Below are 11,960 nucleotides of genomic sequence, written 5' to 3' on the forward strand. Positions count from 1 at the left end.
GCCAGGCCCGGACTGACATGCAAAATCCTTGTCGCAAGCACTGCCTGCTTCTAGAATCGGGCACAACATGCCAGACACCCTTCCTGCACTCCCAGCAAGCCCGCCACTGATCGCAGCCCAGTCCGACCAACAGGCCGTCCTGCTGTGGCTAAGCGAATTCATGGACCGGCCCGCCACCTTACGCAGCTACCGCAAGGAAACCGAGCGCTTCCTGCTGTGGCTGAGCGACCGCAACAAGCAACTGCAGCAAGTACAGCGCGAAGACGTGCTGGACTACCAACGCTTCCTGCAAGCCCCATGGCCGCCGGAACGCTGGGTCGGCCCGGCACGCCCGCGCCAGCACCCGCACTGGAAGCCGTTCACCGGCCCACTGCAGCCTGGCAGTATCCGGCAGGCACTCACCATTCTGTCCGCACTGTTCAGCTACCTGAGCGAGGCAGGCTACCGCCGCGGCAACCCGTTCAAGCTGGTGCGCAAGCGCCAACAGGCAACAACACTGCCGGTGGAGCGTTTTTTCGACCAGCAAAGCTGGCAGGCCATCCTGCACGCCATCGACACACTTCCCGACGAATCGCTCCGCGACCAGCAGCAGGCAGCACGTGCGCGCTGGCTGATTACCCTGCTCTATCTGACCGGCGCAAGACGCCAGGAAGTTGCACAGGCCAGAATGGGCGACTTCAGCCAGCGCCGTCAGCAATGGTGGTGGCGCGTACAGGGCAAGGGCGGCAGCCATGCCGACATTCCGGTTTCTGACGAACTGATGACTGCCATGGCCGCTTATCGAAACAGCCTGGGACTGAGCGCACAGCCGGAGCATCAGGAGGACACACCGCTGGCATGCAAGCTGCCCGGAGAAAAAAACCAGACCTTGCAGCCCATCAGCGACAAGGCCATTTATCTGATCTGCCGTGAAATATTTCAACGCGCCGCCAGCCAAAGCGCTGACAAAGCGGTACGCAGCCGCCTGATACAAGCCAGCACCCACTGGCTGCGCCACACCGCCGCCAGTCATCAGCTGGATGCCGGCATCCCCTTGCTGATGGTGAGCCAGAACCTGCGTCACGCCAGCATCCAGACCACCCGTCGCTACCTGCACAGCGAAGACGATGCCCGCCACGCAGCCACCGGCCTGCACCGCATGCAGGACCGCAAAACCGCTACCGAACCTGCCGGAAATCCGGAGTCCGGCACACCGCCGGACAGCAACACACCCTAAGGCCCCTTCCCAAAATGGCCGGTTCCGCGTACCATCCCGCCTCGCTTTTCGGGATGGAATCATGAATACAAGCAGCGCTGCGCGGGCATGCGGCATCGACTTTGGCACCTCAAACTCCACCGTTGGCTGGCTGCGCCCCGGCGCAGACACGCTGATTGCACTGGAAGACGGCAAGATCACCCTGCCTTCGGTTGTTTTCTTCAACTACGAAGAAGACCACTCGGTGTTTGGCCGCAAGGCATTGCTGGAATATACCGAAGGCTACGAAGGCCGCCTGATGCGCTCCCTCAAGAGCCTGCTGGGCAGCAGCCTGATCGACAGCCAGACCGAAGTGCAAGGACGCGCGCTGCCGTTCCGCCACCTGCTTACCCTGTTCATCCAGGAAGTCAAACAACGTGCTGACCGCGCTGCTGGTCGCCCGTTCGAGCAAGTGGTGCTGGGTCGCCCGGTGTTCTTTGTCGACGACAACCCCAAGGCCGACGCACTGGCTGAAGAAACCCTGGCCCAGATTGCCCGCCAGGTAGGCTTCAAGGACATTTCCTTCCAGTTTGAGCCACTGGCTGCTGCATTCGACTACGAATCCTCCATCACCCGCGAAGAACTGGTGCTGATCGTGGATATCGGCGGCGGCACCTCGGACTTTTCCCTGGTACGCCTGTCGCCGGAGCGCCGCCTGCTGGATGACCGCCGTGCCGACATCCTGGCCACCGGTGGCGTACACATCGGCGGAACGGACTTCGACAAGCAACTAAGCCTGCACGGCGTGATGCCGCTGTTCGGTTTCAAGAGCCGTCTGCGCAACAATGCCGAAATGCCCTCGGCGCAATACTTCAATCTGGCGACCTGGCACACCATCAACTTTGCCTACACCCGCAAGGCTTGGATGGATTTGCAGGATATTCATCGCGACGTGGAAGACCCACGCGCCTTCGACCGCCTGTTCAAGCTGATCCAGGAACGTGCCGGCCACTGGCTGGCCATGCAGGTGGAAGAAGCCAAGATTGCCCTGTCCGGCAGCGACAGCCACCGCCTTGACCTGGAGCTGATCGAAGACGGCCTGTATGCCGAACTGCTGCGCGAACACTTCAACAGCAGCATTGCCAGCATGCTGGGACAAATCGGCAAAACCATCGACAAGCTGCTGCAGGATGCCGATATCCAGGCCAGCCAGATCGATACCGTGTTCTTTACCGGCGGCTCCAGTGGCGTACCGGCGCTGCGCCAGTGCGTGCAGGACCAGCTGCCCAATGCCCGCCATGTGGAAGGCAATCTGTTTGGCAGCATCGGCAGCGGTCTTGCCATCGAAGCCAGAAAACGTTACGGCTGACGCCCAAACAAAAAGGCTGCCCCACTGGAGCAGCCTTTTTTACTTTCCCGAACCGTATCAGCCCTGCCGTTTGCGCGAGGCTTTTTTCCCACCCGGCGGCAGTTCAAAACCAAACAGCATGCCGGTGCGACCGGTTTGCGACTGGCAGGCAATCTGCAAGGCACGGTTGATGGCTTCTTTCTTGCTCACCCCCCACCACTCGATCATCTTGTCCAGCGACTTCTGCGCATCGCGACTCAGCTCCACAGTCACCGACAGCTCTTGCAGGCGATTACGGCGCTGCTCGCGGCTGCGGCGCTTGCGCTCGGCCACCGTCATGGCGCGCTCACCCAAGGGCTTGCGTCCAGGCTTTTTCTGCACGCCGCCGATCAGGTCAAAAGTGTAGTGATCGCAGGGATCTTTCATTGGATGGGTGACGGGTCACAATCAAGAGGGGCGCAAGAATACCACAAAGCCGCAGCAGATGGGGCAGACCGGCCTGCGGCACATGCAATTAAGCGCATCGCATAAGCCACAGACCAATACTTACAAGGGGTTGGCCGCGAAGGTATCGCACTGCGCGATATCACCACTGTCAAAGCCACGCTTGAACCAGCGCACGCGCTGCGCGCTGCTGCCATGGGTAAAACTGTCCGGCACCACGGCATGACCGGCGGAACGCTGCAGGGTATCGTCACCGATTTTCGACGCCGCATTGAGCGCAGTTTCCAGATCGCCCGTCTCCAGAATGTGACGCGCCTTGTCGGCATGACTGCCCCACACCCCGGCAAAACAATCGGCCTGCAACTCCAGCCGCACCGACAGCGCATTGGACTTGCGCTCCGAAGCACCACGCCGTGCCGCATCCACCTTGCCGGAAATGCCCAGCAGGTTTTGCACGTGGTGACCCACTTCATGGGCAATCACATAAGCCTCGGCAAACTCACCGGGCGCACCCAGCTGTTGGTTCAGCGTGCGATAGAACGCCAGGTCGATATACACCTTGCGATCGGCCGGGCAGTAAAACGGCCCCATGGCTGACTCACCGCGCCCACAGGCGGTGGGCGTGCTGTTGCTGAACATCACCAGCTTGGGCCGCTCGTAACTGCCACCACGCTGCTGGAAAATCTGTCCCCAGACGTCTTCGGTATCAGCCAGCACCACCCGCACCAGCTTGGCCTCGCGCTCTTCTTCCGCCAAATGCACTTTGGGCTGCTGCGGCTGGGTCTGCACCTGCTGATGGCCGCCGCCACTCAACGCGGAAATCACCTGCAAGGGGTTGGCACCAAACACCAGCCAGGCCACCAGACCAATGGCCACCGTACCCAGCCCTATGCTGCCGCCACCAAGACTGAAGCCGCCAGAGGAGCCGCTTTCTTCGTCGCGCCTGTCCTCGACATTGTCACTTTCGCGATTGCCATCCCAACGCATGAAGCTCTCCTTGCAAAAATCAGACCGGCAGCCAGCTTGCCAGCAGCGCCTGCACCACCAGGGCAAAACCGGCGGCAATGATGTCGTCCAGCATCACACCGAAACCGCCATGCACGCGCCGGTCGAACCAGCCTATCGGCCAGGGTTTGACAATATCAAACAGACGGAACAGCGCAAAGGCCAGCAGCCAGCCAGCCCAAGCAGCCGGTGCCCAGGCCAGCACCAACAGCATGGCTACCACTTCGTCCCACACAATGCCGCCGTAATCGTGCACACCCAGCGCATCGCCGGTTTTCTGGCAGGCCCACACCCCCAGCACAAACAGCGGCAGGCATAGCAGACTGATCAGCAGCGGCCCCGCACCCAGCGCCAGCAACAGGAAAAACAGCGGATAGGCCACCAGCGTGCCCCAGGTGCCCGGTGCCTTGCGGGCCAGACCGCTACCAAAGCCAAAAGCCAGCAAATGCGCCGGATGGCGCATGAGAAATGCCCAATCCGGGCGGAAGGCCGGAGCCTGCTTATGCGAAGTGGTCATAACCCGCCTTTTTCAATGTCATCGCTACGCCCTGCCCATCCAGCAGGCGCACACCGCTGCCAGCCACGATATGGCCGATACGCGTCACCCGGCAGCCTGCCGCCTTGCCTGCGGCTTCCACTGTCTCACGCGCAGCCCGCGGCGCGGTGAAACACAGCTCGTAATCATCACCACCGGCTGCCAGATAGTCCAGCCAGCGCGCGCGCTCGGCCTCCAGCTGCGGCAAGGATGGCAGGCTGTCGGCCCGGATTTCCGCCGCCACGCCAGAAGCAGTCAGGATATGCCCCAGATCGGCCAATAGCCCGTCTGACACATCAGCTGCCGCATGCGCCACGCCAAGCAGGGCCTGCCCCAACTCCAGCCGCGGCACCGGAAAATCCAGCCTGCACTGGCAAGCCACCAGTACATCCTCACTCAAGCCAGCGCCTGCCAGCAGCCCATTACGCACGGCAACGGCGATGGCACCCAGGCCCAGCTCACCACTCACCCACACATCATCACCCACTTGCGCAGCATCGCGCCGCAAGGCCTGGCCTTGCGGAGTTTCACCCATGATGGTGACGGACAGTGTCAGCGGCCCGCGCGTGGTGTCGCCTCCGGCCAGGTCCACACCATATTGCCCGGCCAGCGCAAACAGGCCACGGCTGAAATCGCGCGCCCAGGCTTCGTCCAGCTGCGGCAAGGCCAGCGACAGGAAAGCCCAGCGCGGCTTAGCACCCATGGCAGCCATATCTGACAGATTCACTGCCAAGGTTTTGTGCCCCAGCGCCTGCGGGCTGACATCAGCAAAGAAATGCCGTCCTTCCACCAGCATGTCTACCGAAACATGCAGGTCCTGGCCCGGCGTCGGGCGCAGGATGGCAGCATCGTCGCCGACACCCAGCACTGCGGAGGGGGCCAGGCGGGTGAAGTACTGGCGAATCAGGTCGAATTCGTTCATGTAGATAGATTCCGGGTCTGGATGCAAAAACACCCGCCGTAGCGGGTGTCAGCATCAGACATCAGCGTCATCAGCCCTGACGACGCGAACGCTGCGAGGCAACCTCGTCAGCACGTACATCAGCAGCCAGCTTGTCCAGCACGCCATTGACGAATTTGTGGCCGTCGGTGCCACCAAAGGTTTTGGTGATTTCAATGGCTTCGTTGATGATGACCGGGTACGGCGTTTCCGGATGCTGAGTCAGTTCCAGTGCAGCCATCAGCAGCACGGCACGTTCTACCGGGCTGACTTCTTCTTCGTTGCGTTCGTAGTACGGGCGGATCTGGCCGGACAGCAGCGGCACATCCTTCAGTACACCGTACAGCACTGCGCGGAACAGGGTTTCATCCGCCTTGGCGAAGTATTCGTTTTCGCGCAGGTGCTTTTCAATCAGCGAAGCCGGACGATCCGGATTCAATTCCCATTCATAAATGCCCTGAACGGCAAATTCGCGGGCACGGCGACGGGCGGTTTTCATATCGGTTTCCTAAAAAGAGCAAGTGAGCGGCAAGCCCGCAAGGGTCAGCCGCGCAGCGTTTTGTGCAGATTGGCCATTTCCACCGCAACGCGGGCTGCGTCGCGGCCTTTTTCCAGCATGCGTACTTCAGCCTGCTCGTCATTCTCGGTGGTGAGGATGGCATTGGCGATGGGAATGTCGAAGTCCAGACCGACACGGGTCACACCAGCACCGGATTCATTGGATACCAGCTCGAAGTGGTAGGTTTCGCCACGAATGATGGCACCCAGCGCCACCAGCGCGTCGAACTTGCCACTCTTGGCCATGGTTTGCAGCACCAGCGGCACTTCCAGAGCACCCGGCACGGTGGCCAGGGTTACATCGGCGGCGGCCACACCCAGCGTTTTCAGCTCGGCCAGGCAAGCATCACGCAAGCCATGGCAAACCTCTTCGGTAAAGCGGGCCTGAACGATACCGACCTTGAGGCCTTGACCGTTGAAATCGGGGGCAATGCGCTGGATAGCTTCAAGCATGTGAGTCCTCACGGCAAAAATCAGATAAGGCAATCAGATAAGCCCCTGACAGCCGGGCTAGCGGCGCCATCAGGGGATGGTCATGACGGAAAACCGGTTATTTTAACCGATTTCGATATGAAAGTGTTCAGGCTGGCAAAATCCGGTGACTTCCAGATTGAAACCGGCCATCGACGGTACGTTCAGCGGCGGCGACATCAGCTTCATCTTGCCCACACCCAGCGACTTGAGCATTTGCGCACCCACGCCGAAGGTTTTGCCATCCCAGGGCGAGCGCTTCACGTTCTGCCCCAGCGCACGCTGCAGCAGGTCATCACCGGTTTCATCGCGATACAGCAGGATGACCACGCCCTTGCCGGCTTCATCGATGGCTTCCAGCGCACCAGGAACCGTCCAGGAATGCGGACGCGAAGTCGGGTCCAGCACATCCATGATGGACAGCGGCTCGTGCACGCGCACCAGGGTTTCCTCGTTTTCGTCCAGCTGGCCCTTGACCAGTGCCAGATGGGTTTCGCGGGTGGTGACGTCGCGGAATACGTGCAGATCGAACGCACCGAACGGGGTTTCCACCGGGCGCTGACCCACCTCTTCCACCAGCGATTCGGTACGGCTGCGGTAGTGGATGAGGTCGGCGATGGTGCCCACCTTCAGGCCATGGGTCTTGGCGAACTCCAGCAATTCCGGCATGCGCGCCATGGTGCCGTCGTCATTCATGATTTCGCAGATCACCCCGGCCGGCTCCAGGCCAGCCAGCATCGGCAGGTCGCAGGCCGCTTCGGTATGGCCGGCGCGAATCAGCACACCACCGTTTTGCGCCTTGAGCGGAAAGATATGGCCAGGCTGTACCAGATCACTGGCCTTGGCATTGCGCGCCACGGCGGCCTGCACGGTCTTGGCGCGATCGGCAGCGGAAATGCCGGTAGTGACGCCCTCAGCCGCCTCGATGGAAACAGTGAAGTTGGTACCAAAGGAAGTACCGTTATTGGCTGCCATCATCGGCAGTTCCAGCAGCTTGCAACGCTGCTCGGTCAGGGTAAGGCAGATCAGGCCACGGGCGTGCTTGGCCATGAAGTTGATGGCTTCCGGCGTGACGAACTCGGCCGCCATCACGATATCGCCTTCGTTTTCCCGATCTTCCGCATCAGCCAGCACCACCATCTTGCCTGCCTTGATATCGGCAATGATGTCCTGCACCGGAGAAATAACCATTTGCTGCATCCTTTTTATAGAGTGCTTGCCGCACGACGATTGCGCACGGGCGACAGAAAGCTGTTTGGCCGTAGCCCGGCGGTTGCGTCCTCACACCGGTTCACGGTCCTGCCTCTTGGCATATCTTGTTGAACATGGAGCCAATCGGTCCGGCATCAAGCCGCCGGAACGAAATTTCATGGCAAAACCAGGATTACACCGGATGGCGCTGCGCCAGCACCCGCTCCACGGTATCGACAATGGCCTGGGTTTGCGGGTCGATCTCGATATTGATGGCATCCCCCGGCTGGCGGAACTGGATGATGGTGCGCTCCAGCGTTTCCGGTATCAGGTGCACGCAAAAGCGGTTGCCATCCACAGAACCAATGGTGAGGCTGCAACCGTCAATACCGATATAGCCCTTGGCAAACACATATTTGGTGAATTCTGCCGGCAGGCTGAACCATACCGTGCAGTTGTTCGGCGTACGGATGACTTCTTCCACCCGCGCCAGGCAAATGATGTGACCGGACATGGCATGGCCGCCGATTTCATCGCCAAACTTCGCCGCGCGCTCCACATTCACCCTGTCGCCCACTTGCAAAGCACCCAGATTGGTCAACCGCAGGGTTTCGGCCATCAGGTCGAAGGCCACCAGATCTTCATTCACCTCGGTCACGGTCAGGCAGCAGCCGTTATGCGCAATGGACGCGCCCAGCTCGATACCGCCGGTCAATGCCTGCGGCAGCCTTACTACATGACGACGAAAATCCTGCTTTTCCTCGATGGCCACCACCTCGGCCATGCCCTGCACGATACCGGTAAACATGCCTGCTCCTGTTCTGTCCTGCCTGCCGGTCAATACCGGCAGCGAAACACTGATGATAACCAAATCATGCCACGCTGCCGACCCGCTTTCCCGCTCCGGCCAGCCCTTCATGGTGACAAGTGCCGCTATCCTGCTGATGTCAAAAAGAAAAACCGGCGCAAACTATTTGCAGCGCCCGAGGTTTTGTTGTGCGCAGCTATCCTGTAAAATCACCGCCTTCTCAAGATCAAGCCTGTTCCTAATCCATGTCCGCTGAATTGTCCCGCATTGCCGAGGAAGTGGCGCGCCGCCGCACCTTCGCCATCATTTCCCACCCTGACGCCGGTAAAACCACGCTCACCGAAAAACTGCTGCTGTTTTCAGGCGCCATCCAGATGGCCGGTACGGTAAAAGGCAAGAAGGGCGGCAAGTTTGCCACCTCGGACTGGATGGAAATCGAAAAGCAACGTGGCATTTCGGTCGCTTCCTCGGTAATGCAGTTTGATTACCGCGAGCACACCGTCAACCTGCTGGACACCCCGGGCCACCAGGACTTCTCCGAAGATACCTATCGCGTGCTGACCGCCGTGGACAGCGCGCTGATGGTGATTGACGCTGCCAAGGGTGTGGAAGAGCAAACCATCAAGCTGCTGAATGTCTGCCGCCTGCGCAATACGCCCATCGTCACCTTCATGAACAAATACGACCGTGAAGTGCGCGATTCGCTGGAATTGCTGGACGAAGTGGAAAACGTGCTGAAAATCCGCTGCGCGCCCATTACCTGGCCTATCGGCATGGGCAAGACCTTCCGTGGTGTGTACAGCCTGCTGAACGACGAAGTCATCCTGTTTGAAGCCGGCAGCGAAAAGCTGATTACCGATATCGAAGTGATCAAGGGCATCGACAATCCGCGCCTGGACGAGCTGTTTCCGCTGGAAATGGACAATCTGCGCATGGAAATCGAACTGGTCAAGGGCGCTTCCAACGAATGGAATCTGGAAGAATTCCTGGCTGGCGAACTCACCCCGGTATTCTTTGGCTCCGCCATCAACAACTTCGGCGTGCGCGAAATCCTGGATGCACTGATCAACTGGGCCCCGGCTCCGCAAGACCGTGACGCCACCGTGCGCATGGTCAACCCCACCGAGGGCAAGTTCTCCGGCTTCGTGTTCAAGATCCAGGCCAATATGGACCCCAAGCACCGCGACCGCATTGCGTTTTTGCGCGTGTGTTCCGGCCAGTTCGAGCGCGGCATGAAAATGAAGCACCTGCGCCTGAACCGCGACATTGCCGCCTCCAGCGTGGTGACTTTCATGTCGCACGACCGCGAGATCGTGGAAGAAGCCTTTGCCGGCGACATCATCGGCATCCCCAACCACGGCAATATCCAGATTGGCGACAGCTTTTCCTCGGGCGAAGAACTGGCCTTCACCGGCATTCCCTTCTTTGCCCCGGAACTGTTCCGCTCGGTACGCATCAAGAACCCGCTGAAACTGAAGCAGCTGCAAAAAGGCCTGCAACAGCTGGGCGAGGAAGGCGCGGTACAGGTATTCAAGCCGCACAGCGGCGGCGACCTGATCCTGGGTGCCGTGGGCGTGCTGCAGTATGAAGTGGTGGCGTCGCGTCTGGCTGCCGAATACGGCGTGGATGCGGTGTTTGAATCGGCCAGCATCTGGTCGGCGCGCTGGTTCACCTGCGACGATCGCAAGAAGCTGGACGAATTCGTCAAGGCACTGCAAATGAACATTGCCACCGACGCCGGCGGCAACCTGGCTTATCTGGCTCCCAACCGCGTCAACCTGCAACTGACACAGGAACGCTGGCCGGACATCGTGTTCCACGAAACCCGTGAACACGCTGTCAAGCTGAACGACTGAGCCTGACAGCGCCATGTCCGACCTGATCGACCTGCTACGTCAGCTGCGCACCGATTACAGCCACGAAATCGTGCGCTCGCTGATGCTGGTGACCGTGCTGGTGCTGATCCGGCTGGTGGTCGGCCATATCCTGTCCAGCAATGTCAACGTGCCGGTGGAGGAGCGCCGTCGCTGGTCGGTCTCCACCCGCAATGTGCTGTTCATTTCCGGCCTGGCCGGGATAGGCCTGATCTGGGCGGAAGAGCTGCAAACCATCGCCGTGTCCATGCTGGCCTTTGCCGCGGCGCTGATTCTGGCCACCAAGGAGCTGATTTTGTGCGTGTCGGGCTTCGTGGTGCGCCATGCGTCGAACAGCTACAGCCTGGGGGATCATATCGAGGTGGGCAATATACGCGGCCGGGTGGTGGATATCGGCCTGTTGTCCACTACGGTGATGGAGATAGGGCCGCAGCACAATGCCCACCAGATGACCGGCCGCGCCCTCACCTTTCCCAATAGCCTGCTGCTGTCGCAGGCGGTGATCCGGGAAAATTACATGGGCGACTATGTAATGCACATCATCAATGTGCCGGTGGGTTACCAGATTCCCCCTACCCGCGCCCAGCACCTGTTGCTGACGGCGGCAGAAGAACATTGCCAGCAGCACGTGGCAGCCGCCAAGGTACACATGGAACGCATGGCCGAGCGTTATCTGGTGGACACTCCGTCAGTGGAGCCGCGCATCGGCATGCAGGCGGTGGACGAAAAGCGCTACCAGCTGATTCTGCGTATCGCCATTCCGGCCAAGGAGCGGCAGCGCATCGAGCAGGCCATCATTTATCAGTTCATGGCCGCCTGCTATCCCGATACGGCCACGGCAGGGCAAACCGCAAGCCAGTCAAATAATTAGAGCTTAAACTCCAAACAGCAGTTATAATCTGCGCTTGCCCCATTGCTTCGGTGCCTCATGAGCAAACCCCGCATCAAGACCTACGACCGCATCATTCAGGAAAGCCTGAAACTGTTCAATGAACAGGGCGAGCGCAATATCACCACCAATCATATCGCTGCTCATCTGGGCATCAGTCCGGGCAATCTGTACTACCACTTCCGCAACAAGGAAGAGATCGTCTACCAGATCTTCCTGATGTACCGCGACTTCATCAATCAGCGTCTGGCCGTACCGGAAGAGCGAGACATGACGGTAGCGGACCTGGTGAACTATCTGGACACCGCTTTCCTCGCGATGTGGCAGTTCCGCTTCATGTTCTACGACCTGCCGGGCATGCTGGCACGCAGCCCGCAGTTGCAGTCGGAGTACCACCAGTTCGTCAATACCGAACTGAAAGGCATTCTGGGCGAACATTTCCGCGAGTTCATCCGCCTTGGCCTGCTCAAGATGGACGAAGAAGACATCGAGGCCGTCAGCATCAATATCTGGCTGGTGGTGAAATTCTGGTTTGCCTTTGAGCAGACTTCACGGCCCAAGTCGCCCATTACCGAGGCTTCCGGCCATCGCGGTGTACGTCAGGTGATGGCACTGCTCAAGCCTTATGTGCAGCCGGACTTCATGGCTGCCTTCCAGCAGCTGCAGGCTCGCCACGCAGGCTGAACAGCAACCGGGTGAAACGCAAGGCCGTTTCCGCATGGA

The 11,960-nt window shown here is 59.9% G+C and carries 14 protein-coding genes; 6 read left to right on the forward strand and 8 right to left on the reverse strand.

The genetic code is table 11. The features are described 5' to 3' along the window. The first annotated feature begins 67 nt into the window (after positions 1 to 67). Complete coding sequence (locus DKK66_RS18180) at positions 68 to 1,216, forward strand: site-specific integrase (RefSeq protein WP_131360312.1); 1,149 nt, start codon at positions 68 to 70, stop codon at positions 1,214 to 1,216. 61 nt (positions 1,217 to 1,277) lie between these two features. Next, entirely contained in the window at positions 1,278 to 2,543 is a 1,266-nt protein-coding gene (locus DKK66_RS18185) for an Hsp70 family protein (protein WP_131360314.1), read from the forward strand. A gap of 57 nt (positions 2,544 to 2,600) precedes the next feature. Here the strand turns inward: DKK66_RS18185 and DKK66_RS18190 are convergent, their stop codons facing one another. The 8 genes from DKK66_RS18190 to DKK66_RS18225 all read right to left on the reverse strand — a co-directional run bounded on the left by DKK66_RS18190 (position 2,601) and on the right by DKK66_RS18225 (position 8,474). Continuing rightward, positions 2,601 to 2,948, reverse strand: a complete 348-nt coding sequence (locus DKK66_RS18190; protein ID WP_045844979.1) for a hypothetical protein — start codon at positions 2,946 to 2,948, stop codon at positions 2,601 to 2,603. Positions 2,949 to 3,068: 120 nt separating this feature from the next. After that, entirely contained in the window at positions 3,069 to 3,953 is an 885-nt protein-coding gene (locus DKK66_RS18195; RefSeq protein WP_131360316.1) for a neutral zinc metallopeptidase, read from the reverse strand. A 19-nt stretch (positions 3,954 to 3,972) separates the two neighbouring features. After that, on the reverse strand, positions 3,973 to 4,488 hold the full coding sequence (locus DKK66_RS18200; protein WP_045844977.1) for a phosphatidylglycerophosphatase A: 516 nt from the start codon (positions 4,486 to 4,488) through the stop codon (positions 3,973 to 3,975). Beyond that, complete coding sequence (gene thiL / locus DKK66_RS18205; protein WP_131360318.1) at positions 4,472 to 5,428, reverse strand: thiamine-phosphate kinase; 957 nt, start codon at positions 5,426 to 5,428, stop codon at positions 4,472 to 4,474. Before thiL ends, DKK66_RS18200 begins: the two co-directional genes overlap by 17 nt. Before the next feature lie 70 nt (positions 5,429 to 5,498). Continuing rightward, the gene (gene nusB / locus DKK66_RS18210; protein ID WP_045844975.1) at positions 5,499 to 5,945 is read right to left on the reverse strand and encodes a transcription antitermination factor NusB; all 447 of its coding nucleotides are present in this window, start codon (positions 5,943 to 5,945) and stop codon (positions 5,499 to 5,501) included. A gap of 44 nt (positions 5,946 to 5,989) precedes the next feature. Further along, positions 5,990 to 6,457, reverse strand: coding sequence for a 6,7-dimethyl-8-ribityllumazine synthase (gene ribH / locus DKK66_RS18215; RefSeq protein WP_045844974.1), 468 nt, complete (start codon positions 6,455 to 6,457; stop codon positions 5,990 to 5,992). 102 nt (positions 6,458 to 6,559) lie between these two features. Further along, entirely contained in the window at positions 6,560 to 7,675 is a 1,116-nt protein-coding gene (gene ribBA, locus DKK66_RS18220; protein WP_370302671.1) for a bifunctional 3,4-dihydroxy-2-butanone-4-phosphate synthase/GTP cyclohydrolase II, read from the reverse strand. Positions 7,676 to 7,859: 184 nt separating this feature from the next. Beyond that, complete coding sequence (locus DKK66_RS18225) at positions 7,860 to 8,474, reverse strand: riboflavin synthase subunit alpha (RefSeq protein WP_131360322.1); 615 nt, start codon at positions 8,472 to 8,474, stop codon at positions 7,860 to 7,862. Here DKK66_RS18225 and DKK66_RS18230 point away from each other — a divergent pair. From DKK66_RS18230 to DKK66_RS18245, 4 genes are read left to right on the forward strand one after another with little or no spacing between them, the layout of a single operon-like run. Continuing rightward, positions 8,473 to 8,730 (forward strand): hypothetical protein, encoded by a 258-nt coding sequence (locus DKK66_RS18230; RefSeq protein WP_131360323.1) that lies wholly within the window; start codon positions 8,473 to 8,475, stop codon positions 8,728 to 8,730. The two genes, DKK66_RS18225 and DKK66_RS18230, sit on opposite strands and share 2 nt — an antisense overlap. Further along, on the forward strand, positions 8,720 to 10,330 hold the full coding sequence (locus tag DKK66_RS18235) for a peptide chain release factor 3 (protein ID WP_045844971.1): 1,611 nt from the start codon (positions 8,720 to 8,722) through the stop codon (positions 10,328 to 10,330). Before DKK66_RS18230 ends, DKK66_RS18235 begins: the two co-directional genes overlap by 11 nt. 13 nt (positions 10,331 to 10,343) lie before the next feature. Continuing rightward, positions 10,344 to 11,219: a mechanosensitive ion channel domain-containing protein gene (locus DKK66_RS18240; protein WP_131360325.1), complete on the forward strand. Its 876-nt coding sequence runs from the start codon at positions 10,344 to 10,346 to the stop codon at positions 11,217 to 11,219. Between the two features lie 57 nt (positions 11,220 to 11,276). Then, positions 11,277 to 11,921, forward strand: coding sequence for a TetR/AcrR family transcriptional regulator (locus DKK66_RS18245; RefSeq protein ID WP_045844969.1), 645 nt, complete (start codon positions 11,277 to 11,279; stop codon positions 11,919 to 11,921). Positions 11,922 to 11,960 lie beyond the last annotated feature (39 nt).

Origin of the sequence: Aquitalea sp. USM4 (assembly GCF_004328945.1) — a bacterium.
Lineage (GTDB): Bacteria > Pseudomonadota > Gammaproteobacteria > Burkholderiales > Chromobacteriaceae > Aquitalea > Aquitalea pelogenes.

Excerpts from the sequence above, each read along its gene's own strand:
- DKK66_RS18180 (WP_131360312.1), top strand. The coding sequence starts at position 68 with ATGCCAGACACCCTTCCTGCACTCCCAGCAAGCCCGCCACTGATCGCA.
- DKK66_RS18185 (WP_131360314.1), top strand. The coding sequence starts at position 1,278 with ATGAATACAAGCAGCGCTGCGCGGGCATGCGGCATCGACTTTGGCACC.
- DKK66_RS18190 (WP_045844979.1), bottom strand. The coding sequence starts at position 2,948 with ATGAAAGATCCCTGCGATCACTACACTTTTGACCTGATCGGCGGCGTG.
- DKK66_RS18195 (WP_131360316.1), bottom strand. The coding sequence starts at position 3,953 with ATGCGTTGGGATGGCAATCGCGAAAGTGACAATGTCGAGGACAGGCGC.
- DKK66_RS18200 (WP_045844977.1), bottom strand. The coding sequence starts at position 4,488 with ATGACCACTTCGCATAAGCAGGCTCCGGCCTTCCGCCCGGATTGGGCA.
- thiL (WP_131360318.1), bottom strand. The coding sequence starts at position 5,428 with ATGAACGAATTCGACCTGATTCGCCAGTACTTCACCCGCCTGGCCCCC.
- nusB (WP_045844975.1), bottom strand. The coding sequence starts at position 5,945 with ATGAAAACCGCCCGTCGCCGTGCCCGCGAATTTGCCGTTCAGGGCATT.
- ribH (WP_045844974.1), bottom strand. The coding sequence starts at position 6,457 with ATGCTTGAAGCTATCCAGCGCATTGCCCCCGATTTCAACGGTCAAGGC.
- ribBA (WP_370302671.1), bottom strand. The coding sequence starts at position 7,675 with ATGCAGCAAATGGTTATTTCTCCGGTGCAGGACATCATTGCCGATATC.
- DKK66_RS18230 (WP_131360323.1), top strand. The coding sequence starts at position 8,473 with ATGCCTGCTCCTGTTCTGTCCTGCCTGCCGGTCAATACCGGCAGCGAA.
- DKK66_RS18225 (WP_131360322.1), bottom strand. The coding sequence starts at position 8,474 with ATGTTTACCGGTATCGTGCAGGGCATGGCCGAGGTGGTGGCCATCGAG.
- DKK66_RS18235 (WP_045844971.1), top strand. The coding sequence starts at position 8,720 with ATGTCCGCTGAATTGTCCCGCATTGCCGAGGAAGTGGCGCGCCGCCGC.
- DKK66_RS18240 (WP_131360325.1), top strand. The coding sequence starts at position 10,344 with ATGTCCGACCTGATCGACCTGCTACGTCAGCTGCGCACCGATTACAGC.
- DKK66_RS18245 (WP_045844969.1), top strand. The coding sequence starts at position 11,277 with ATGAGCAAACCCCGCATCAAGACCTACGACCGCATCATTCAGGAAAGC.